The sequence below is a fragment of the Paenibacillus naphthalenovorans genome, from assembly GCF_900099895.1.
Classification (GTDB): domain Bacteria; phylum Bacillota; class Bacilli; order Paenibacillales; family NBRC-103111; genus Paenibacillus_G; species Paenibacillus_G naphthalenovorans.
Genome location: NZ_FNDY01000003.1, coordinates 62,501 through 84,105 on the forward strand (window position 1 = coordinate 62,501; position 21,605 = coordinate 84,105).

A 21,605-nucleotide genomic window follows, 5' to 3' on the forward strand; every position below is an offset into this window, starting at 1 on the left:
AGCTCCTAAAGGAGCTCCCTTGTCAACTTATAACTACAGATTAAGCCTAATAGGCGTTTTTTTGTATTCTCCGCAGGTGAGGCAAGCGGCCAGGTTCACCTGAATCGGTTGGCATGAACCGGAGTATTTGGTGCAGTACACGGGTGTTTTGTACAGAGGGTCGGGAGAAACCATGGTGCAGTAAGAGCAGTCGGATACCATCTCTGCAGTGATCAAGCTTTCTGCTTCCCGTTCCATTGAAATCATTTCATCCATTCCTTCTCACCCTTCCGTAAAGATAGCGCTTCCAATAAAAGGCGTCTCCGAATAAAAATTTAAAACGCTAGGCAAGGATTATTGTAGCAGAAGAGGTAAGTATTGGCTATAGAGTTTTTGCGATATCTCGGTATTGACAAATATTTCAATCGTGATAATATGATGTATATCACTAGGGGAGCCGAATAGGCTGAGATTGGATCAATAGATCCTAGACCCTCTGAACCTGATCTGGGTTATACCAGCGTAGGAAAGTGGAGATCATTGGCGCACACGCCTTTATTTGTGCCTATATGGCCGCTTCCTTCATTGGGGAGCGGCCTTTTTGGCGTCATTCTCCCCAAGGCTCCCGTGAAATAATAGAAAAGGAGAGGGGATACCATGTCCAAACGATTGAAGCTGACGGATATTTTGGTCACGGTCGTCATTGCGGTTGTGTTCAGCATCATTTATCGGGTATGGACCGACATCTACAATCTGGCCAAGCTTCCGGGTATTCAGCTTGATCAATTGATGTACGGTATGTGGTTTATGGCGGCGACCGTTGCGTTCCTGATCATCCGCAAGCCCGGGGTGGCATTTCTGGCGGAAGTGGCCGCAGCCTCTGGCGAGCTGATCACCGGTTCGCCATACGGAGTCGAACTGCTTACCTACGGAGTGCTGCAGGGGATCGGCGCCGAGCTGATTTTCGCTGCATTCCTGTATCAACGCTACTCCGCGGCCGCAGCCGGTCTGGCCGGGGTTGCGGCTGGCGCAGGCGCGCTGGCGCTCGATTTTTTCAAAGGCTATCTCATCGAATTGCAAACCTGGAATCTTATTCTTTACATCGTTATGCGGTTTATCGGCGGCTATCTCTTCTGCGGGCCTCTGGCCTACCTGCTGGTGAAGGCATTGGAGAAAACCGGAGTCACCCAGCTTGTGCGCCCGGCAACCGCCGAAGATTATCAGGCTCTGGACAGGAAGAACGTGCATTGAACGGGGCGGACTGCGCTGTCGCCTGGGTTTCGCGGCTTAGGCTGAAATTTCCCGGCAGTTCCTCGCTTTTGTTCGACGATTTGACGGCGGGCGTGCCCGCAGGGCAAAAGGTGCTGCTGCTTGGCCCAAGCGGCTGCGGCAAATCCACGCTTCTGCAGGTTTGGAGCGGGCTGATCCCGGATGCGCTGGAGGTGCCGCTCAAATATGAAGACATCGGTATTCCGCATTCGTGGGGATATTTGTTCCAGGACCCCGACGCCCAGTTCTGCATGCCCTATGCAGATGAAGAGATTGCATTTGTGCTTGAGAATATCGGGGTGCCTCACGAACGGATGCCGGAGACAATCAGGCGATGCCTGGAGCAGGTCGGGCTGGTGCTGGATGATCCGCATGTGCCGATTGCTTCGCTTTCCGGGGGAATGAAGCAGCGGCTGGCTATCGCTTCGCTGCTGGCGCTCGAGCCGGACGTCTGGTTTCTCGACGAGCCAACGTCGCTGCTCGACCCGGAAGGGACGGCGGAGGTATGGCAAGCCGTGAAACAAGTCGCTCATGATAAGACGGTCATTATCGTAGAGCACAAAATTGACGAGATTGTAGATTTCGTCGACCGGGTGATCCTCTTTGACGCTCACGCGCGCATTGCGGCAGACGGAAGGCCGGAGCAGGTTTTCCGGGATTTTAAGCCGAAGCTCAAGGAATACGGAATTTGGTATCCTGGCGTGTGGGAAGACGAAGAGGACCGGTTCCCAAAAGATAACGACCGATTCATAAGCGGTACACCCGGGGAGATGGAGCCGCTGGTCCGGCTCCGCGGATTTACCGGTTACCACGGGAAGGCGCCGAAAATCGAAGCGGCCTCGGCAGCCCTGTATCCCGGGGATTGGGTTGCCGTGGTGGGGGAGAACGGCGCGGGCAAAAGCACACTGCTTCAGTCCCTAATGCAGTTGATTCCAACGCGCGGCGACTATGTGCTTGCAGGAGGGCCGGTTCGAGGCTTCGACGATGTCTCCGACATGGCGGCTTATGTTTTTCAAGACCCGGAGATGCAGTTTGTGACCCACAGCGTTTATGATGAGTTGGCCTTTAATTTCAGGCGTGACAGGGATTCCGAAGAAACGATCCGGGTGAAAACGGAGGAGCTTCTACAGCGGTTCGGCCTCGATCAGCACCGCAATCTGCATCCGTATCAGCTGTCGCTCGGGCAGAAGCGCCGACTCAGTGTAGCGGCGGCGACGGTGAAAGCCCAGCGGCTTGTCCTGCTTGACGAGCCCACCTTCGGCCAGGATGCCGCAAATACGTTCGCGCTGCTGGAGATGCTGGAATCATGGCGCCGGGAAGGGATCGCCATCGTCATGGTCACGCATGATCTGGAAATTGTAAGAAGGCTTGCCACCCGGGTATGGGAGGTACGGCAGGGTCGTCTTGCCGCCGAGCTCAGTCCCAAGGAATATGCAAGCCGATTCGCTGCGGCATGCCCGCCGCTCACCGCAGAACTAAGGAGTTGAGGGGCTTTGTCATGGTCTTACAGGGAAACGTGGCTGCACCGCGTCAACCCCGCCTTTAAGCTGATCGTCTCCGTCGGCATGTTTATGGTCGTACTGCTGACACATCATTTGAATGTTCTGATCCATGTGACCTGGATGCTTGCGCTTTTGTTCTTTGCTGCAGCCGGCCACCCGGTGCGCCGGCTGCTGCTTTTGACGCTGCCCTTCGCACTGATGTTCGTCTCCTCCGCGACGTCCATGGTATTTTTTGGCAAAGGAGAAACGACCTGGCTGCGCTGGGGTCTCATCCATATTACGGAGGAAAGCTTTTATCGCGGCATGCACATCGGGCTGAAATCAGTTAATATGGCGCTGATCGGCCTGTTGTTCGGACTGACGACAAGCCCTGTCCGGTTGTTTTATTCCCTTATGCAGCAGGTGCGGCTGCCGGCCAAGTATGCTTACAGCTTTATGGCCGCAATGCGGCTTTTGCCGATGGTGGCCAGCGAGTACCGGACGCTTCAGATGGCGCTCAAGGTCCGCGGTGTGAAGAGAGCCAAAGGGATCCGGGGCTGGATGGAATCACTGAACAGGTATGCCATACCGCTGTTGGCTCAAAGCATTCGCCGGGCCCAGAGAATCGCGGTGGCTATGGAGGCCAAGCGTTTCTCCTCGGCCAAGCGGCGGTCCTATTATTACCTGATCGGATGGTCGGCGCGGGACGGGCTTCTGGCCGGTGTAATGCTGCTGATCTGCCTCGCGGCGTTCTGGCTCGGACGGGATTTCCCGTATTTCAACATAGGGGATGTTAGAACGGGATAGGTAAGGCGGTTAACGAATCTTACGGGAGAAATGGAGAGGATTACTTATGAAATTTTCCGAACACCTTCGCCAGGCGGCAGATGCCAGCTGGCAGGCCAGCTTCGAGCATCCGTTCATTCGCGGAATCGGCGACGGTACGCTGCCGTTGGACTGCTTTCGTCATTATGTTCTGAACGACGCCTATTATTTGTCCCAGTTTGCAAGGATTCAGGCCTTAGGGGCTGCCAAGGCAAACGATTTATACACGGTGAACCGCATGGCTGTACATGCACAGGGTACATATAGTGCAGAGCTGGCGCTGCATGAAAAGTTTGCGAAGCTTCTCGGAATCACCGAAGAGGAACAAAAAGCGTTCGAGCCGGCGCCGACGTCTTATGCGTATACGTCGCATATGCTCCGGGCGGCGTACACCGGACAGCTGGGCGATATTATTGCCGCCATTCTGCCGTGCTACTGGCTCTATTACGAGATTGGAGAGAGACTTGCAGGCTGCACGCCGGAGGAGCCGATTTACCGGGAATGGATCGCCGCGTACGGCGGTGAATGGTTCCGCGAGCTGGTGGAGGAGCAAATCGCAAGAATTGATGACATCGCGGAGCAGGTGACGCCGCAGGATCGGGAGCGGATGCGCAACCATTTTGTGATCAGCAGCCGGTATGAATATATGTTCTGGGATATGGCTTACCGTAAAGAAGCCTGGCCGGTATAATACGAAACCGCAGCGGTTAGCGCTGCGGTTTTTTATCGTTTTGTCTAAACGCCCGGCTGCTGTCCGCCATCGATAACGATTTCCGTACCCGTTATCGACGGGACGCGATCGGACACCAGCAGCAGCGCCATTGCCGCGATTTCTGCGGGATTTACGACATGGCCCAGCGGAATGTTGGCGTTCTGCTCCGCGATTTGAGCATCTACCGTGATTCCCTTGGCCTTCGCATGCTGCTCCGCCATCCTGTGCATGCGTTCCGTAGCCGTGATGCCGGGCGAAATCGCGTTAATTCTGACATTGGATCGGGCCAGTTCCTTGGAGATCCCTCTTGTAAAGTTCAGCAGAGCCGCGTTGGCGGTACTGCCGGCAAGAAACGTAGGGCCCGGTGTACGTCCCGCTGCTCCGACAATGTTGACGATGCGCCCGTCACCTTGACGGATCATGTGCGGGGCGGTTTCTTTGACCATGCGGATGTAGCCGAGCAGCTTCAAATTCCACGCTTCCAGGAAGGCTTCCTCAGGCATCTCAAAAAACGATCCGGCCTTAGCCGATCCGGCATTGTTGATCAAAATATCGATGCGGCCAAAACGCTCCATCGCGGCGGACACCGTTTGCTTCACGGTCTCCGGCTCGCGTAAATCTCCCTTTACTGTGACGATGCGCGAAGCGTCCTTCTCCGGATAACCTTCAAGAATTGCGGCAACGGCTTGCTCCATGCGCTCCGGGTCCCTCGCGACCATGACAATGGAAGCGCCCTCATCAAACAACGCTTTAGAGCAGGCCCATCCGATTCCGGCGCTTGCTCCCGTAACAATGGCTATTTTCCCGCCAAGTCCTAATTCCATCCCATTCTCCTCCTTTATTGGCTGGGGCTTCTTGCTTCCTTCTATTTTACAACATATGCCTGCTTCCGGCAGTTGAAAATTTGAAAGTATGATACATCCAAAGGGCGGGGCCAGTTCTTCGCCTTATTAATCGTTCACGAATGCTTAACATCTAATGTGACTTAAATCATAGTTGGGGATGAAAAGCAAATTTTACAATGTATACATCAAATATTTCCGGGAAGAAGGAGGAAAAGACGATGACAAAGCCGCAAAACGTGACGAAGCATGAACATTACCAAATGACGCCATCTCAAGGGAAGCATAGTGAAGAATCGTTAAAAGGCACCTTTGTATCCGTGATGTTGCTCGGATTGTTCTTGGTGCTGTCTTGGGTCGGTGTGTTTCTGTTGTTCATGGCAAGACACTAGAGGAGAAGGAGTCGAACTTACATGCACATTCATCGATTGGAAAAAATTTGGCTGATATTCGGCATATCCATGCTTGGCCTGTTTTTGACCGTTGTGGGGGTTGGCGCTTTCGCGCTGGGGATGGAGCCTCCCGGCGATCATCGTCATACCGTAGATCCGGAGAAGCTCAGCACGACCGCACCGTTCGACAAGCCGGGTATAAAGCAAATCGGGGATCAGGAGTACGAAGCCAATCTCGTGGCGTTTGCCTTCGGATACTCGCCTGATCAAATGGAAATACCGCTCGGGGCGAAGGTTCATTTTCAAATCACCAGCCAGGACGTCGTACACGGATTTCAAGTCAATGGAACGAACATCAACATGATGGTGGTGCCCGGGGAAGTGAACCGGCTAACCTACACGTTCACCAAGCCCGGGGAATATTTGGTGCTTTGCAATGAATACTGCGGGGCGGCGCATGAAGTGATGATGATGAAAATCGTTGTTAAATAAGACAGCCGGCCGACATGAAGGAGTGTATACGATGATTAACGATATCAAGCGTTTTGACAGCCGGGATTCCGCGCTGGTGCTTGCTCATATTTTGTTCGCCTTTTTCGCCCTGTTTCTGGGCGGTGTAGCGGGCGTGCTTCAAGGACTGGTGCGCGGGGGAATGATCCATCTTCCGATGGAGATCGGCTACTATCAACTGCTTACGGCGCATGGTCTACTGATGGCGTTAGTGTTCACCACCTATTTCATTATCGGCTTTATGCTTGCAGGGATTGCACGGACGCTGGGAGGGCACCTGCTGCCGATTGCCCGTAAGCTGGGCTGGCTGGGCTACGGACTGATGACGTTCGGCACGATCCTGGCCACCATTCTGATTTTGTTGAATAAGGCGACCGTGCTTTACACCTTTTACGCCCCGATGAAAGCATCGCCCTGGTTCTACATCGCGCTGGTTTTCGTTGTGGTCGGCAGCTGGATGAGCGGCCTCGGCATTTTTATCAACTACCGCTATTGGAAAAAGACGCATCGCGGCCAAACGACGCCGCTGTTCGCTTATATGGCCGTCATCACGATGCTCTTGTGGATTATCGCTACGCTGGGGGTTGCCGTTGAGGTGCTGTTCCAGCTCATTCCGTGGTCGTTCGGATGGGTGGACACCGTCAATGTGGTGCTCAGCCGTACATTGTTCTGGTATTTCGGCCACCCGCTTGTTTACTTCTGGCTGCTGCCGGCATATATGTGCTGGTATTGCGTCATCCCCAAGGTCATCGGCGGCAAAATATTCAGCGATGCCTTGGCCAGACTATCCTTCATTATGTTTTTGATATTCTCTATTCCGGTCGGGTTCCACCATCAGCTGATGGAACCGGGGGTTTCTAACATCTGGAAGTTTGTGCAGGTGATTCTGACGTTTATGGTGGTTATTCCTTCCTTGATGACGGCGTTCTCGCTGTTTGCCACCTTCGAATTGCACGGACGCTCCGTCGGCGCCAAAGGGCTGTTCGGCTGGTTTAAGAAGCTGCCATGGAAGGACGTGCGCTTTTTCGCCCCGTTCATGGGCATGCTGATCTTTATTCCGGCGGGGGCCGGCGGCTTGATTAATGCAAGCCATCAGCTGAATGCGGTCATCCACAACACGCTCTGGGTTACAGGACACTTTCATTTGACGGTAGCTTCCAGCGTCGCATTGACCTTCTTCGGCATTACTTATTGGTTGATACCGGCGATTCTTGGCCGCCAGATGACACCGCTCATGCATCGTCTCGGCATCATTCAAACCGTGATTTGGGCAGTAGGCATGTTCTTCATGTCAGGCTCGATGCACTCCGTCGGTTTGCTCGGATCGCCCCGGCGTACGGCATTCACTACCTATCAGGATCATCCGGATGCCATCATGTGGATTCCTTATCATGTGGTGATGGCGATTGGTGGAACGATTTTGTTCGTCGGCGTCGTGTTGATGATCATCAACATCGTCATGCTGCTCAGCGCGCCGAAGGGGGAGACCGAATTTCCGATTGCCGAGGTCAGCGAGCAGGCGGAAAAAACACCGGCCGTCTTCGAACGCTGGGGCGTGTGGATCGGCGTGCTGGTCGTCTTGATTCTCGTGGCTTACGCGATTCCGGTAACAGAGATGATCACCAATCCCGGAGTCGGCGCCAAAGGCTTCGTCACCTGGTGATGTTCGGTATACCGAATAGCATTACTTCTAAAGCTTTCGCCCATGGCTTTTGCCCCGGCGGAGGCTTTTTTTCTGTTGAGCGGAATTAATAAAATCTTTATATCGCTTTTACACTCCGCTAATCCAATTCGATTATGATAATGATGTCTAGACACCCGCTGACCACAGCTGACGCTTCCAAGCGTTGGCTATATTAGGGGAGGATGGGATTGGTATGGGAAAGAAAAGGATCCGAAGCTGGCTGTTGGCCCTCGTCATCACGCTGGGAGTGGCGGGAAGCGCATGGCCTCCGGCCGTACAGGCGGCTTCCGCCGCCGAGCTCGCTGCACATTGGGCGCCGGAGTTTTATCAGGATGTAAACGCAACCTACGGCTATGAAGCGGACTACATCACCAATTTTAATTATGACGGGGATTGGAAGGGCAATAACAACTGGGAAAATCTTTATTCATATCCGTTGAAAGCCTATGCCTACTATTCCGTGGTGGAAACCGTAACGCATTATTTTATCGGCTACTATGTGTACCATCCCCGCGATGACGGACCGTTGACGCTGGACCGGCATGAAAACGATCTGGAAGGCGTGCTGCTGGTCATTCGCAAGGATGGCTCATCCTACGGTGCGTTTCAATTGATGGAAACCTGCGCGCACAACCAGTTTTATCAGTACACCAACGATCCTTCCATTACGACGGGTACGGATAATGTGGACGGAGGCGTGCTGTTTAACGGCTCGCATCCGAAAGTGTTTATTCAATCCAACGGGCAAAGCCCATTGGGCGGACACGGGGTTTATGCCTACGACGGGAGCTCTGCGCCCGGAGGCGACGGCATCGTATATCAACCCGGCACGACAGCGGATGTAGTAACGGATGCAACAGGCAATTATACCAACAAATACGAATATGCTCTGCTGTCCTTTAATGATTTCTGGGACCGGCGCACCGACATTGGCGACGGGAAAACGTTCGGCGCGTGGGGGAAACTGGACGGGGATACATACGGCACGGACGCCGCCGCCATGCCGTGGGTGTGGGATGATGCAGACGACGGTCCGACATTCAAAGGCGATTTTTTAAGCGACCCGGCTCATATGGTCGATACGCATGTAAACGGATTGGGGGATTTCTCCCATCAATATGTGAATCATTCTTATTATACGCACAGGCTTCAGGTCTCCAGCGTAACCAGTCAGGCTGACCGGGACCCGTTTGGGGGCAAAAGCGATATCTATGTGAAGTGGCAAGCAAACGGCAACAGTGTAAGCGATGACCGGCTATGGAAAAAGAACGATGCACCGATTGGCTCGGTTTATCAAGTGCTTTGGGGAACGGTGGATGCCGTACTCGGCGGCCAGTATAGTTCCGCTTATAACGACCGCTATGTCACCGAGCCGGCAGGTACGGAGATGAAACTGCTCGTCAACGACTCGGACGGTACGAGCGGAGACGACGAAATGGGGTTCCTGAGCGCTTTGCCCGGTGTGGGTCAAACCGTCAACTGGAACAACGCCGATACTTCAAACGGCCAGGCGAGAGTAACGGCAGAGATACAAGCGGTAAGATAAATCCAGGGAGGCCGAAAGGCTTCCTTTTTTCGTTACGGTTTGTTACGATTTAAAAAAACGAAAGCGAAGAGAAACGATATGGCACACGAGTATATCCGAATAAAGGAAGAATTGGAGAGACAAATGGAGTCCGGTGAGCTTGTCGCAGGAGAGAAACTGCCTTCGGAGCCGGAAATGGCCCGCAGATTCGGTGTAAGCCGTGAAACGTTCCGTTCCGCAGTAAAGCAGTTGGAACGGGAAGGGAAGCTTCGCGTCAGCAAGGGGATCGGCCGCTTCGTCACGCGGCCGCAGGATTCGATCCCCAGCAGCTTGGACCGTTTGAGCTCCACATCGGAGATGATCCGTTCTTCCGGTTTAGGGGAAGGCGAGTATCAGGAATCGATTCGAACGGTTCCATGCGAACCGGAGTGGGCCGGCTTTCTTCATATCGAGTCCGGCGACCCGGTTGTCGTCAGCGAGAGAATACGGACGGCCGGTGGAGAGCCGGTATCGTTCAATATCAATATTTTGCCTTACGCCATTTCAGGGGAGGCATTCAAGCGAAGGCGATTGCACGGCTCCTTAATGCGTTTTCTCGAAGAGGAGTGCGGCATTCGTATTGTCAGCGCCAATACCGAGCTGATCGTACCGGCGCCATCCGACGTCCATGCGGCCAAGCTCAGGCTAACGGAAGAAACGCCCGTACTTCTGCTGAAGCAAACGCACTACGACGAGGATTTTCTGCCTGTCTTGTTTTCGTACGATTATTTCCGCAACGACGTGTTCAAGTTTTGGATCAAGCGCACCCGGTAAGGGGCGCTTTTTTTGGTTGCGTCACAAAAGCCGTACGGTTTGGGTACTTTTACTAATTCTTCACATCCATTTGACACTCTGCTAATAATCTCTGAGCATAATGTGATTAGTGGGTGTCTAGACAACAATCCATTAAAAAAGGTCTAAGGATGGGGAAAATGAGAAAAATTCGAAGCCTATCAGTTGTATGCTTGCTCACTGCGGCCATGCTGTCCGGCTGCGGACAAACGGCGCCTGCGGCGTCGATAACCACTTCCGGTACGGAAACGAAACCGGCGGATACGCCCAAACAGGCGGAAAACAAACCGCTTCAAGTCAGCTTGGCGGTTGCGGGCGACACCGTTATGACGGATCTGATGGAAAAAGCTGTCGCCCCCGATTTCAAAAAGAAATATGAGGGAGCCGAAGTGGCGGTGGTCGGAACAGGTCCCGGAGATGCGGGATCGCAAAAAATTGTGGAAAAGCTGAAGGCGCAAAAAGACGCAGGCAAAAAAGAATGGGATATCGATGTAGCCATCGTACACCAAAACCTGATGAAGCAAATGATAGATAATGATTTGCTGGACAAATGGGTGCCGCAATCCGCCAATAAGCAGTACGTGACCTCTTCGGACAGCAAAAACAGCCTCGGTACGAATGTGGAGGGATATGTGATCCCGATGTTCCACAGCCAAGTGGCGATCGCTTACAATCCGGACAAGGTGAAGCAGCCTCCGGCCAGTTTTGAGGAATTGGCCGCATGGATCCAGGCGAATCCCAAGCGCTTCGGCTACAACGGTATCAAGAACGGCATGAGCGGAGTAGCGTTCACGACCGCTTACGTCTACTGGAAAACAGGCGATTACAAAACGTTATCCGAGGGTCCTTACAATGCGGAGCTGGAGAAAAAATGGCCGGATATCATGAAGGAGCTCAAATCGCTGCCCGCGACCATCACCAACGGCAATAACGGTACGCTGGATATGCTGAACCGGGGCGAAATCGATATGGGCCCGGTTTGGGTCGACATGTTCTATACCTGGATAGACGAAGGACGTTTGAATCCGAACCTGAGGCTTAAGGTGATTGAACCGGGTCTGCCTGGCCAGCCGATGTACGTTGTGATCACGAAGAACGCCAAAAACAAGGAAGCGGCATTGGCCTTCGCCGATTTCCTTACATCTCCCGAAATTCAGGCAAAATATATTGTGGATAAAAACAGCTGGTACCCCGGTATCGACGCGAATGCCGTCATGGCCAACGTGAGCGAGCAGGGAAAGCAAAAGCTGTTTAAAGACGTCACGGCGGAGGATCTCAGCAAACGAGGCCAATCGTTTCCGATCTCGCAGTTCTTTACGAACTTGCAGTCGGCTTACGAAAAGAATTGAGACGGAAATCAGGGGTGCAATGGATGAAACTTGAAAGCAGCACGCCATCTTGGTTTAGCCCTGCTATCATTCACCGGTTGGCGGGGGCGGCGCTTGCCGCTCCTGCCGTCGGTCTTGTAGCTGTGCTGTTCGTCTATCCTTTTGTTCTCTCCGTGGCGGCGAGCCTGAGGACGGACCAGGGGGAATGGACGACAGCCCATTATCGGGAAGCCTTCGCTTTATACACAGGAGATTTGTGGTATACGTTATGGGTCTGTGCGGTCAGCTTGCTTTTGCTCCTGCTGGTATCCGTACTTCTCGGAGGCGTATTGCGTTTGCATGCCAGTCCGTTTATCGAGTTTTTGTTCAAAATTCCGCTGTTTGTTCCCTTTGTGGTGGTGGGCCATGCAATGCGCGTTTTTCTGGCTCCGCACGGAACGCTGAATTCGATGTTCATGTCGCTCGGGTTGTTCAATCCGGATTCCCTTCCTTCCATCGCTTTCAATACCGCCGGCTTAATTCTGGCCTTAGTCTGGAAAAATATCGGGTTCTCTCTGCTGCTCGTCATGGGTGCGTTCCGTGCCGTAAATCCGAGCTATTTGGAAGCGGCCCGCAATGTAGGGGCGGGGGGCCTTCGATTGATAAAAGATATTCTGGTGCCTATGAGCACGGGCTCGATCGGCGTCGTTGCCGTTCTGACGTTCACCTCGATGATGGGCAGCTTCTCCATTCCGGCGATGATGGGCAGCGGCAGCGGCAGCCAAATGCTCATGATCGATCTTTATTATCAAATGGTATATCAGCACAACAACGGAGTAGCGAATGCGCTCGGCGTGCTGTCTTATCTTGTTTCCATGGGTGCCGCCATCTATTACGTCAGGAGAGTGGCCAAAGTATGAATTCGACTGTTCAACCCGGAGCTCTGCCGTCGTCTTCCGGCGCTTCCCGGCTCGTTTCCGGCTATGGTCTGCTGCAAATCTCTCTCAGGCTGGTCGCCTATGCAGCCGCATTGTTCGTGATATTGGGGCCGCTGACAAGCCTTCTTCTGTGGTCGTTGGCGGAAAAATGGTTTTGGCCTCATCCGCTGCCGAACCAATGGGGCCTGCTCTATTGGCGGAAAGTATTCGAAGGAAAGATGCTGCAGTCCCTTATACTCAGCTTTGAAACGGCGCTGCTCGTCACTTTGCTGTGTCTTCTGGTGTCGGTACCGCTCTCCTACATCATCGCACGCTGCCGGATTCCGGGACGAACCCTTCTTTTGCTGCTGTTTTTGCTGCCGCAGGCGTTTCCCCAGCTCCCGGTATTTACGAACACCATGGTGCTCATGTACAAATGGGATCTTGTAGGAACGCTGACGGGCGTCATATTGATTCATCTGGTAGGCGCCGTTGTCTTTTCGGTGTGGACCATGGTATCGGTGTTCCAGTCGATCTCGCCTGCTCTTGAGGAGGCGTCCATCATGCTGGGAGCGTCGCGGCTGTATACTTTTTTTCATATCGCGCTTCCGCTTTCCCTGCCGGGCATGATCGCTTCCTCCTTGCTCGTCTTCCTGTATTCGCTTGATGAATTTACGGGCAGTCTGCTGATCGGCGCGCCGTTCATGGTGACCATGCCTATATTTATGTACAATGCGGCGAACGGATACGAGATGCAGGTGGCGTCCGTGACGGCCATTCTGCTGATGCTTCCCGGCATCGTATTGCTCCTGCTGCTGCAACGATTTATGAAATCGGAATATTTGAGTGCTTTCGGGAGGGTATGACCTATGCAGATCCATATTCAGGGCTTGACCAAAAACTATGCCAAAAGCCGCGGCATCACAGGTATCGATCTGCTGCTGCCGCAGCGGGGATTGACCGCTATCGTGGGTCCGAGCGGCTGCGGCAAAACAACGCTTTTGCGCACATTGGCCGGGTTCCTTCAACCGGATAGCGGAAGCATCCATTTCGGCGAAAGGGATGTGACGAGGGCAACCCCGCAGGAGCGGGGGGCCGCGATGGTGTTTCAAAACTACGCGCTGTGGCCGCACATGTCGGTGTTCGACAACGTGGCTTACGGCTTGAAGCTGCGAAAGATTCCCCCCAAGGAGCGGGAGGAAAAGGTATTTGACGTCTTGCGCCGGGTGGAGATTGATCTGACGGAGGTCCGCAAGAGAAAGCCTCAGCAGTATTCGGGAGGGCAGCAGCAGCGGATCGCCCTGGCTCGGGCCCTCGCTGTGCAGCCGGATCTGCTGCTGATGGATGAACCGTTGTCCAATCTGGATGCGAAGGTGAGGCAGCGGCTTCGCGTGGAAATCCGCAGCATCCAACAAGCCTTCGGCATAACGGCGCTGTATGTGACGCATGATCAGGAAGAAGCGTTGTCTATGGCGGATTATGTGGTCGTGATGAATGAAGGACGGATCGAACAGGCGGGTACGCCGGAAGAGGTATACCGCAAGCCGGCGACCTATTTTACCGCTCAATTTCTGGGAGAGAGCCATACGCTTCAGGTGATGCGGGACGGGAAGCGCAGCAGGCTGGTGCTGCGTTCGGATGATGCGAAGCTGATACCGGTGAACAGCCATGAGGAACGGGGAGCAACCGGCGCTGAAGCTCATCTTCCGGCATCCGGCGGACTGCCGCAGGTCCGCCGGGAGGATGGCGGCGTATTGTTCCTCGGTGAAGTAAAGAGCCGATTGTTTGTCGGCTCCGCTTACCGGCACATGGTAACGGTTAACGGACAGACCGTATTCGTTGACGATGAAGCTGCGCAGCCGGAGGGAACCTATTGGATTCGTATACCGGACGACAAAGCCTATTGGTTTGAAGAAACAGAGGAGAGAAACGAAACGGGAGGCAAGGAGAATGCGCAGGGAGATGAGGATAAGGAGGTGCGTTCGGCATGAAGGCTGAAGTGCATTGCATCCAGGTCGGATGGGGAGATGCGCATTTCATTCGTCTGCCGTCGGGCCATTTGACCTTAGTGGACGGCGGGGACTTGCCGGAGAATGTACCTGGGGGGGATACGGCTGCCGGCTGGATGGATCGTTGCGGAGAGGAACGGCTTGATTGTATGATCCTTACGCATTTGCATGACGATCATTTGAACGGTCTGTTGGAGGTGGCCAGGCGCAAGCGCGTATTGGAAGCCGTCCTGCCCTACAAGCCTTTCGTGCTGCCGGAATCGATTTTGGCGGGCCGGGAGCGGGAAGACCAGACCGGGCTTGTCTGCCGCTTGCTGGCCCGTTACCTGGAGCTGGTCGCTTTGCTTCAGGAGAATGGAACGCGGCTGATATGGCGGGACGGATATGGTCAAAAGGACCAGGCGGCCATTTGGCATCGGGAGGGCTATACGTTTGAGCAGCTGCATCCGCGGCAGGATGACCCTCTTCCGGCTTGGGCCGCCTTGACCGAAGCTTTGCTTGCATGCCGCGATGAGATCGGCGCGGCCGGGGCAGGTTGGCTGGAACGTTTTCATCAACTGTCCAACCACGACAGCTCCGTCTATCTCTTGACGCGTGATGAAGCGTCCGGGGACGGCGGCGTTCTCTTCGGCGGGGATTTGCTGGAAGAAGGCTGGAAAAGGCTGGCACAGCGGCTGCAGCTCCGCTGCAGGGTATGGAAGGCTCCACACCACGGTGTAAACGATGCCTTCAACGCCGCAACGCTTCGCTTGACCCGTCCGGAGGTCGCCATTATTCCGATTTGTTCCGAACGCGCCCAGGCGCTTCAAGCCCAATGGACCAGCTTGGCATCGGAGGAACTGGGTCAGGATGTGCAGCTGCGGATCACGGGAGATGTACCTCCGGGGACGTCGAAGCTCATCACGGATGGGGATATTCTTGTATATATAGGTTAAACCCATCAGGGAACCTTCCTAACGGGTGGCCCTCCCATATCACAGCCCCCTTGCTGCCTCGTCCGGATGACGGAGACTGCAAGGGGGCTTATATGCCGGCAAATATCCTATGGTTCATCCTGCGGCTTCCTCACCGTTCGTTTGTCACTCAGGGCTGCCCGTTTGAAACGGTTTTACCCCGTCGTCGTCCTGGCTCTGCTGATCGGCGTCATGCTTGCGCCGCTTCGCTTCCTGCAGCCATCGCAAGCGGTAGCAGTTCATGCCTACTTGCCCGAGCTCATCCAGCAGACCATAGTTGGCCCATGCTCCTACGAAAGCGCCGATACCGGGAACCAGCTGAAGCATTTTGCGAAAGTCGAGCGTATCCCGGTACTCCTGCTGCAGCTGCCGCCAATTAATGTACTGGGCGTAGGAAGCTTCGGGGGGCAGTGATTTCACGGTCTCCGGCCATTCCAGAATCGTTCGGAAGAGGGCCGGTTTTTTATTTTGGCTGGAAAAAGCGATCTGAAACACATAAAGGATAAAGAGCCGCTCCCGGTAATCCAGCGTCGAATGTCCGTAGATATGAGCGAGCTCGAACAGAAATTTCATCTTGATGCCGATGAGGATAGGAAAATCGGCGATTCCCAGCAGGATACCGCCTGCACCGGCGCCGGCGCCTTCTGCGGCCGCCAGCTTTTTGTAAAAGGAAATCTTCTCTTCGGCCTGGTGGTCGCGCATGGCCAGAGACATGAACGACAGCGGTTCATTCTTCGGAATGTAATCCATACTGAAGAGAGCGGTTTGGACAATGCCCTTTACCGCAGTAGTGAGCGTTGTATGGACTTTTTCCGGAATGACCTGATTTACGCGCGATTGGACCGCCCTGGACGTCTTTTCCAGCATCCCCGGAGGCTTGAGCAGTTCCTTTTCCCAACGGATCAGCTGTTTTTCCATCTGTTGTTCGTAAACCGTCAACTCATGTTTCATGGCAATCCCCCGCTTGAGGTAGGAATATAGCAATACCCGTTATTAATTATACGCTATAATAGAGAAAAAAAGGAGTTGGTCATCGGATGGTTTGCCGCTGCCGCTGGGTCAATGAAGATCCGCTTTATATCCAATACCATGATGAAGAATGGGGAGTGCCTGTTCACGACGACCGGAAGCTGTTTGAAATGCTGATATTGGAAGGGATGCAGGCGGGGTTAAGCTGGTATACGGTGCTGAAAAAAAGAGAACGGTACCGCGAAGCGTTCGACGGCTTCGACCCGGCCATCGTAGCCCGCTATGATGAAGCGAAGCTGGACGAGCTGCTTGCCGACCCCGGTTTGATTCGCAACCGCCTCAAGATGCGGGCCGCCGTTACCAATGCGCAGTCGTTCCTCAAGGTGCAGGAGGAATTCGGCAGCTTCGACCGTTATATTTGGAGCTTGGTCGGCGGAAAGACGATACGCAACGCTTGGCGTTCGCTTCAGGAGGTGCCCGCCAGCACGCCCGAATCCGATGCGATGAGCAAGGATTTGAAGAAGCGGGGCTTTACTTTTGTAGGGTCGACGATTTGTTATGCGTTCATGCAGGCTGTCGGCATGGTGATGGATCATACGACGGACTGCTTCCGTTATGAAGAGGGGGAGCGGGGCGTGTAGCTTGGTTTCTTGCAGCCCCGGGCTTCTTCGGCAAGAAAAGCCCAGGGCTTTCTCTCTCCGTCGGTCAGACAGTGCTCGTCTGCGCGCATTTCCTGTATAGTTGCCTATTTTTAACAGTTTGTATGACGTCCTTCTAGGTGAATGCATATGTTAGCAATGACTAATTGCGAAGGTTTCATCGTAGCATGAAAGGTCATTACGGAATATAGGAGGACACATATGAAAAAAGTGAGCCGCCGGAGTTCCGGCAAAGTCAGGCCGACACAAGGAAAACGGGTTGATGCGCTTACGAATGAATTGAGCTGGTTGGATTCGGGAGAAACGGCACGGAAGGAAGAAGCCGGCTTGAGCTCTTCTGCACCCGGACGCGTCAGGGAATCGGAGTCCGCTCAACCGAAAACGTTGCCGCCCGTCTCGAGGCGCCCTTCCTTGAAGCTTTCATCCCCGCTATCATCAGGCGCTATCATTTATACGGACGATCTGGCCGACGAGTCGGTAACATCGGAAAAAATAGCCCGCTATGCCGTGGACGGATCCAAAATTAAACGCGGCAGCATTGCAAAGGACCATATTTCAGATTATGCGGTAGACGGTACGAAATTGTCTAATGGCAGTGTAACCCAACAAAAGCTGGCCCCCGGAGCGGTAACAGAAGAGCATCTGGCGGCCGGCGCGGTTACCTCGGATAAGATCCAGGACCGTGCGATCAGCGGTTCGAAGCTTCAAAATAACAGCATCACGTCAGACAAATTGGCGGATAAAACGATCGATGCCATGAAGATCGCCGAGCATTCGATACACACCAAGCACTTGGCGGACGAAGTCATAACGGAAGAGCTGATTCAGAATCAATCCATCACATCCGATAAAATCAAAAGCGGCGCGATTCAAACGATTCATATGGCCAACGGGGCCATCAATGTATCCAAATTGGCTGATGAGGCGGTGACCACAGAAAAGCTGAGGGACCAGTCCGTGACGTCCGCCAAGCTGGTGGACGGGGAAATCACCTCCAGCAAGCTGGCGGAGGGGGCGGTGACGGAGGAGAAATTAGCGCCATGGAGCGTTTCGTCCGAGCATTTGAAGATGCACTCGATTGTTAACGAGCATTTGACGGCAGGGCTTGTTCGAAGCGAACACATTGCCGATAAGCAGATTCAACCCAATCACATTTCGGACGGAGCGGTGCAAAGCGTCCATCTCAAGGACGGTGGGGTGACTTCCGCGAAGCTGTCCAAAGGGACTGTACAAGGAATTCATCTGCAGGAGGCGGTCATTGAGGCTAAGCATATCCAGCAAGGGGTGATTGAGAACCGGCATTTGTCTCCGCGTGTGGTCACCGGTGATAAATTGGCAGCCTCCAGTGTCGGCGTATCCCAACTGATCGACGGGGCCGTGACTGCCGAGAAGCTTGCCGAGCAATCGGTCAACTCCCGTAAACTGGCGAAGGCTTCGGTAAAAGGCGAGCATTTGACGCCCGGGACGGTAGGGTCGGCGCATATTGCCGATAAAGCGGTGATTTCGGGGCATCTGGCGGAAAAAACCGTCGCAGCGGAACACCTTCAGGACCGTGCTGTGACAACGGAGAAGCTGCACGACCGCTCCATCACTTCCGAGAAGCTGAGCAACGGTGCGGTGCAGCAGCAGCATTTGCAAGAGGGAGCCGTTCATACCGGACATCTCTCGAATCATAGCGTAACGACCTCCAAAATATCCAGCGAATCGGTATCCACGGATAAGCTTACGAATCTGGCAGTCACAACGGCAAAGCTGGCGCATGCCAGTGTGACTTCGGAAAAGCTTGCCAAGGAAGCGGTGCAGGCGGATCATCTGTCCCCCGGATCGGTTCAGCATGTGCACCTTGGGACAGGATCCGTGAAGGCGCAGCACTTGGAGGATGGCGCGGTGAGGACGGAGAAGCTGGCCGAAGGCGCCGTGACGGGACTTCAAATCGCAGATGGAGCCGTGAGCGCCTCACATCTGGCCGAAGGCGCCGTCGACGGCCGGAGAATCGCTGCAGGCGCTGTGACATCGGAACATCTGGCTGAACGCTCCGTAGGACCGGAACATCTCACTGCCGAGGCCGTAGGTGAAGAGCATTTGATGTCCAATGCGGTAACGACGGAAAAGCTGGCATACGGCGCAGTAAACGGCAGTCGTCTGGCTTGGGGAGCTGTTGCAAGGGAGCACCTGACCCCGGGGGCTGTCGGCCCAACACAGCTCGAGCCTGAGTCGGTAGGTGAAGATCAGCTGAGTCCGAAGGCGGTGACCAGGGAGAAGCTGGCGCCGGGAGCGGTGGACGGGAGCCGTCTGGCCGCGGGTGCCGTCGGATCGGAGCATCTGGCTTCCGGTGCCGTCGGATCGGTCCAGCTTGCCGCCGGAGCGGTAGGCCAAGCGCAGTTGGAGGCAGAAGCGGTGACGACGGAGAAGCTGGCGCCGGGAGCGGTGGACGGAAGCCGTCTGGCTGCGGGAGCCGTTGTATCGGAGCATCTGTCCCCCGGTGCCGTCGGATCGCTTCAGCTCGCCGAAGGGTCGGTAGGCGAAGAACAGCTGCAACTGCAGGCGGTGACGACGGAGAAGCTGGCGCCGGGAGCGGTGGACGGAAGCCGTCTGGCCGCGGGAGCCGTTTCCTCGGAGCATCTGACCTCGTATTCCGTCGGCTCGGAGCACCTTACTTTCTATGCTGTCGGTGAGGTGCATTTGATGCCGGAGGCCGTGACCTTGGAGAAGCTGGCGCCCGGTGCGGTGGACGGGAGCCGTCTGGCTGAGGGTTCGGTCGGTTCTCAACACCTGACACCCGGAAGCGTCGGTCCCCTGCACCTCGCTTCGGAGTCGGTAGGAGAAGAGCAGCTTCAGCCGCAGGCCGTAACGGCGGAGAAGCTGGCGCCGGGAGCGGTGGTCGGCAGTCGTCTTGCCGCGGGCTCGGTAACATCCGAGCATCTGACCCCGGGCGCCGTTGCTTTGAAGCATCTCGCCGTCGATGCGGTTGGCGAAGCGCAGATAAGGCCGTATGCCGTGACCACGGAGAAGCTGGCGCATGGCGCGGTGGTCGGCAGCCGGTTGGCCGAAGGCTCGATCACGGCGAAGCATCTGACCCTGGGCTCTGTCGGTCCGGAGCACCTGGCCGAAGAAGCGGTCGGTGCAGCCCAGCTGGGTGCGGAGGCGGTGACGACGGAGAAGCTGGCGCCCGGCGCGGTGGACGGCAGCCGGTTGGCTGAAGGCTCCGTTGGTCCGGAGCATTTGGCCTTGGGCTCTGTCGGTCCGGAGCACCTGGCTCCTGAAGCGGTCGGCGAAGCACAAATCGGACCACAGGCCGTCACCGCGGAGAAGCTGGCGCCCGGGTCGGTCGTCGGCAGCCGGTTGGCTGCGGGCTCTGTCGGTTCGGAGCACCTGGCTCCTGAAGCGGTCGGCGAAGCACAAATCGGACCGCAGGCCGTCACCTTGGAGAAGCTGGCGCCTGGCGCGGTGGACGGCAGCCGGCTGGCTGAAGGCTCCGTCAGTTTCAAGCATTTGACGTCGGGCTCTGTCGGCTCGGAGCACCTGACCGAAGAAGCGGTCGGTGCAGCCCAGCTGGGTGCGGAGGCGGTGACGACGGAGAAGCTGGCACCCGGCGCGGTAGACGGCAGCCGGTTGGCTGAAGGCTCCGTTGGTCCGGAGCATTTGACCTTGGAGTGCGTCAGATTGGAGCACCTGGCTGCAGGAGCGGTCGGTGCAGCCCAACTGGGTGCGGAGGCGGTGACGACGGAGAAGCTGGCGCCGGGAGCGGTGAACGGCAGCCGGCTGGCTGAGGGCTCTGTCGGCTCGGAGCATCTGACGTCCGGTTCCGTTAAATCGAAGCATCTGACGTCCGGTTCGGTTAAATCGAAGCATCTGGCAGTCGATGCCGTGGGTGAAGCCAATTTGAGGCCGTATGCGGTGACGATGGAGAAGATCGCGCTGGGCGCGGTGGACAGCAGCCGGCTGGCCGACGGGGCCGTCACGTCGAAGCATTTGGGTGATGAAACGGTGGATGGATTCCATATTAAGCAGGAAACTATATCCGGATATCATCTGATCCCGGGAACGATCTCTCTGCTTCATTTGGAACCTAAGCTTCAAACGCTGCTGAACGGACTTTCCGTTAGAGAAGGAAAGCGGGAGACGAAGGGGCTTGCGGATAAGAAGCCTGCTGCTGAAATTCGTCCGGAGGAGGAACGTTTGGCCCCGAATCCGGCCGAGAACAAAGCGGAGGCTCCGGCAAAGGAATCAAACGAAAAGTCCGAAAAGGCGCATACCAAAGAGCCTGCGGCAGAAGGAACGGAAAAGCCGAAGAGCGACAAAATATATTTGCATGCGATCGATATAGAGACGGAGAACGATAAGGAAAATACGATCCTGGACGATAAGAACGAACGGCAGCATCCGTTGTTTTTCCCCGCACCGGAAAGAAAGCTGCTGACCACTTCGCAGCAGTTCGGTCTGAGCAGCTTCTCTTTCTCCAGTGAAACGGAAAGTGCGGCCATTCCCGTCATTTTTGATCGGCCGTACGCTGACGATAACTATGTTCTTGTCGGAACAACGAGCCACCCCGGCTGCTACGCCGTGATCCAGAGCAAACAGGATAGCGGTGCGGTTATCGAAGTCGTACGATGCAATGTTTCCGGCGAGTTCCAAGGGGTTGTCAACTGGATTGCCATCGGAAGCGTGTATGAATAAATCAATACAGGCTTGTTCCCGGCAGGAGCAAGCCTTTTATACGTCTCGTGCCTCCCGGCCTCTG

The 21,605-nt window shown here is 55.1% G+C and carries 19 protein-coding genes and 1 riboswitch; of the genes, 16 read left to right on the forward strand and 3 right to left on the reverse strand.

Features of this window, described 5'->3' with window-relative positions; translation table 11 throughout:
• Positions 1–33: 33 nt before the first annotated feature.
• Positions 34–255, reverse strand: coding sequence for a hypothetical protein (locus tag BLT35_RS04240; RefSeq protein WP_074727093.1), 222 nt, complete (start codon positions 253–255; stop codon positions 34–36).
• 164 nt (positions 256–419) lie between these two features.
• A riboswitch (TPP riboswitch) is annotated at positions 420–525 on the forward strand.
• Between the two features lie 111 nt (positions 526–636).
• Here BLT35_RS04240 and BLT35_RS04245 point away from each other — a divergent pair.
• The 4 genes from BLT35_RS04245 to tenA are packed head-to-tail and all read left to right on the forward strand — an operon-like array spanning position 637 to position 4,245.
• Complete coding sequence (locus tag BLT35_RS04245; protein WP_074727094.1) at positions 637–1,230, forward strand: ECF transporter S component; 594 nt, start codon at positions 637–639, stop codon at positions 1,228–1,230.
• On the forward strand, positions 1,227–2,735 hold the full coding sequence (locus BLT35_RS04250) for an ABC transporter ATP-binding protein (protein ID WP_074727095.1): 1,509 nt from the start codon (positions 1,227–1,229) through the stop codon (positions 2,733–2,735). Before BLT35_RS04245 ends, BLT35_RS04250 begins: the two co-directional genes overlap by 4 nt.
• 6 nt (positions 2,736–2,741) lie before the next feature.
• Positions 2,742–3,536, forward strand: coding sequence for an energy-coupling factor transporter transmembrane component T family protein (locus BLT35_RS04255; RefSeq protein WP_074727096.1), 795 nt, complete (start codon positions 2,742–2,744; stop codon positions 3,534–3,536).
• Between the two features lie 46 nt (positions 3,537–3,582).
• A complete protein-coding gene (gene tenA / locus BLT35_RS04260; RefSeq protein WP_074727097.1) occupies positions 3,583–4,245 on the forward strand; it encodes a thiaminase II in 663 nt (220 codons plus the stop codon).
• Positions 4,246–4,289: 44 nt separating this feature from the next.
• On the opposite strand, the gene BLT35_RS04265 is transcribed toward tenA, so the two are convergent.
• Positions 4,290–5,090 (reverse strand): SDR family oxidoreductase, encoded by an 801-nt coding sequence (locus BLT35_RS04265; protein WP_074727098.1) that lies wholly within the window; start codon positions 5,088–5,090, stop codon positions 4,290–4,292.
• Between the two features lie 239 nt (positions 5,091–5,329).
• On the opposite strand from BLT35_RS04265, the gene BLT35_RS04270 reads away from it, so the two are divergent.
• The 10 genes from BLT35_RS04270 (at position 5,330) to BLT35_RS04315 (ending at position 15,218) form a co-directional block, all read left to right on the forward strand.
• On the forward strand, positions 5,330–5,500 hold the full coding sequence (locus tag BLT35_RS04270) for a cytochrome c oxidase subunit 2A (RefSeq protein WP_375256439.1): 171 nt from the start codon (positions 5,330–5,332) through the stop codon (positions 5,498–5,500).
• A 21-nt stretch (positions 5,501–5,521) separates the two neighbouring features.
• Positions 5,522–5,992, forward strand: a complete 471-nt coding sequence (locus tag BLT35_RS04275) for a cytochrome c oxidase subunit II (protein ID WP_074727099.1) — start codon at positions 5,522–5,524, stop codon at positions 5,990–5,992.
• A 31-nt stretch (positions 5,993–6,023) separates the two neighbouring features.
• Positions 6,024–7,673 carry a b(o/a)3-type cytochrome-c oxidase subunit 1 gene (locus BLT35_RS04280; RefSeq protein ID WP_062409310.1) on the forward strand — a complete coding sequence of 550 codons (1,650 nt, stop codon included), beginning with the start codon at positions 6,024–6,026 and terminating at the stop codon, positions 7,671–7,673.
• Between the two features lie 214 nt (positions 7,674–7,887).
• The gene (locus tag BLT35_RS04285) at positions 7,888–9,240 is read left to right on the forward strand and encodes a hypothetical protein (RefSeq protein ID WP_054819522.1); all 1,353 of its coding nucleotides are present in this window, start codon (positions 7,888–7,890) and stop codon (positions 9,238–9,240) included.
• Between the two features lie 78 nt (positions 9,241–9,318).
• Positions 9,319–10,032 carry a GntR family transcriptional regulator gene (locus tag BLT35_RS04290; RefSeq protein ID WP_074727100.1) on the forward strand — a complete coding sequence of 238 codons (714 nt, stop codon included), beginning with the start codon at positions 9,319–9,321 and terminating at the stop codon, positions 10,030–10,032.
• 158 nt (positions 10,033–10,190) lie between these two features.
• A complete protein-coding gene (locus tag BLT35_RS04295; protein WP_212741253.1) occupies positions 10,191–11,399 on the forward strand; it encodes an extracellular solute-binding protein in 1,209 nt (402 codons plus the stop codon).
• 23 nt (positions 11,400–11,422) lie between these two features.
• On the forward strand, positions 11,423–12,277 hold the full coding sequence (locus BLT35_RS04300) for an ABC transporter permease (protein ID WP_074727101.1): 855 nt from the start codon (positions 11,423–11,425) through the stop codon (positions 12,275–12,277).
• Complete coding sequence (locus tag BLT35_RS04305; protein WP_054819520.1) at positions 12,274–13,140, forward strand: ABC transporter permease; 867 nt, start codon at positions 12,274–12,276, stop codon at positions 13,138–13,140. Before BLT35_RS04300 ends, BLT35_RS04305 begins: the two co-directional genes overlap by 4 nt.
• A gap of 3 nt (positions 13,141–13,143) precedes the next feature.
• Complete coding sequence (locus BLT35_RS04310; RefSeq protein WP_074727102.1) at positions 13,144–14,265, forward strand: ABC transporter ATP-binding protein; 1,122 nt, start codon at positions 13,144–13,146, stop codon at positions 14,263–14,265.
• Complete coding sequence (locus BLT35_RS04315) at positions 14,262–15,218, forward strand: ComEC/Rec2 family competence protein (protein ID WP_062409306.1); 957 nt, start codon at positions 14,262–14,264, stop codon at positions 15,216–15,218. Before BLT35_RS04310 ends, BLT35_RS04315 begins: the two co-directional genes overlap by 4 nt.
• A gap of 144 nt (positions 15,219–15,362) precedes the next feature.
• Here the strand turns inward: BLT35_RS04315 and BLT35_RS04320 are convergent, their stop codons facing one another.
• The gene (locus BLT35_RS04320) at positions 15,363–16,187 is read right to left on the reverse strand and encodes an EcsC family protein (RefSeq protein ID WP_082660820.1); all 825 of its coding nucleotides are present in this window, start codon (positions 16,185–16,187) and stop codon (positions 15,363–15,365) included.
• Between the two features lie 86 nt (positions 16,188–16,273).
• Between BLT35_RS04320 and BLT35_RS04325 the strand changes: the two genes are divergently transcribed.
• Positions 16,274–16,846 carry a DNA-3-methyladenine glycosylase I gene (locus tag BLT35_RS04325; protein WP_054819515.1) on the forward strand — a complete coding sequence of 191 codons (573 nt, stop codon included), beginning with the start codon at positions 16,274–16,276 and terminating at the stop codon, positions 16,844–16,846.
• A 219-nt stretch (positions 16,847–17,065) separates the two neighbouring features.
• Complete coding sequence (locus BLT35_RS04330) at positions 17,066–21,541, forward strand: WIAG-tail domain (protein ID WP_074727103.1); 4,476 nt, start codon at positions 17,066–17,068, stop codon at positions 21,539–21,541.
• Positions 21,542–21,605: the final 64 nt, after the last annotated feature.

Excerpts from the sequence above, each read along its gene's own strand:
- BLT35_RS04240 (WP_074727093.1), bottom strand. The coding sequence starts at position 255 with ATGGATGAAATGATTTCAATGGAACGGGAAGCAGAAAGCTTGATCACT.
- BLT35_RS04245 (WP_074727094.1), top strand. The coding sequence starts at position 637 with ATGTCCAAACGATTGAAGCTGACGGATATTTTGGTCACGGTCGTCATT.
- tenA (WP_074727097.1), top strand. The coding sequence starts at position 3,583 with ATGAAATTTTCCGAACACCTTCGCCAGGCGGCAGATGCCAGCTGGCAG.
- BLT35_RS04265 (WP_074727098.1), bottom strand. The coding sequence starts at position 5,090 with ATGGAATTAGGACTTGGCGGGAAAATAGCCATTGTTACGGGAGCAAGC.
- BLT35_RS04270 (WP_375256439.1), top strand. The coding sequence starts at position 5,330 with ATGACAAAGCCGCAAAACGTGACGAAGCATGAACATTACCAAATGACG.
- BLT35_RS04275 (WP_074727099.1), top strand. The coding sequence starts at position 5,522 with ATGCACATTCATCGATTGGAAAAAATTTGGCTGATATTCGGCATATCC.
- BLT35_RS04280 (WP_062409310.1), top strand. The coding sequence starts at position 6,024 with ATGATTAACGATATCAAGCGTTTTGACAGCCGGGATTCCGCGCTGGTG.
- BLT35_RS04285 (WP_054819522.1), top strand. The coding sequence starts at position 7,888 with ATGGGAAAGAAAAGGATCCGAAGCTGGCTGTTGGCCCTCGTCATCACG.
- BLT35_RS04290 (WP_074727100.1), top strand. The coding sequence starts at position 9,319 with ATGGCACACGAGTATATCCGAATAAAGGAAGAATTGGAGAGACAAATG.
- BLT35_RS04295 (WP_212741253.1), top strand. The coding sequence starts at position 10,191 with ATGAGAAAAATTCGAAGCCTATCAGTTGTATGCTTGCTCACTGCGGCC.
- BLT35_RS04300 (WP_074727101.1), top strand. The coding sequence starts at position 11,423 with ATGAAACTTGAAAGCAGCACGCCATCTTGGTTTAGCCCTGCTATCATT.
- BLT35_RS04305 (WP_054819520.1), top strand. The coding sequence starts at position 12,274 with ATGAATTCGACTGTTCAACCCGGAGCTCTGCCGTCGTCTTCCGGCGCT.
- BLT35_RS04310 (WP_074727102.1), top strand. The coding sequence starts at position 13,144 with ATGCAGATCCATATTCAGGGCTTGACCAAAAACTATGCCAAAAGCCGC.
- BLT35_RS04315 (WP_062409306.1), top strand. The coding sequence starts at position 14,262 with ATGAAGGCTGAAGTGCATTGCATCCAGGTCGGATGGGGAGATGCGCAT.
- BLT35_RS04320 (WP_082660820.1), bottom strand. The coding sequence starts at position 16,187 with ATGAAACATGAGTTGACGGTTTACGAACAACAGATGGAAAAACAGCTG.
- BLT35_RS04325 (WP_054819515.1), top strand. The coding sequence starts at position 16,274 with ATGGTTTGCCGCTGCCGCTGGGTCAATGAAGATCCGCTTTATATCCAA.
- BLT35_RS04330 (WP_074727103.1), top strand. The coding sequence starts at position 17,066 with ATGAAAAAAGTGAGCCGCCGGAGTTCCGGCAAAGTCAGGCCGACACAA.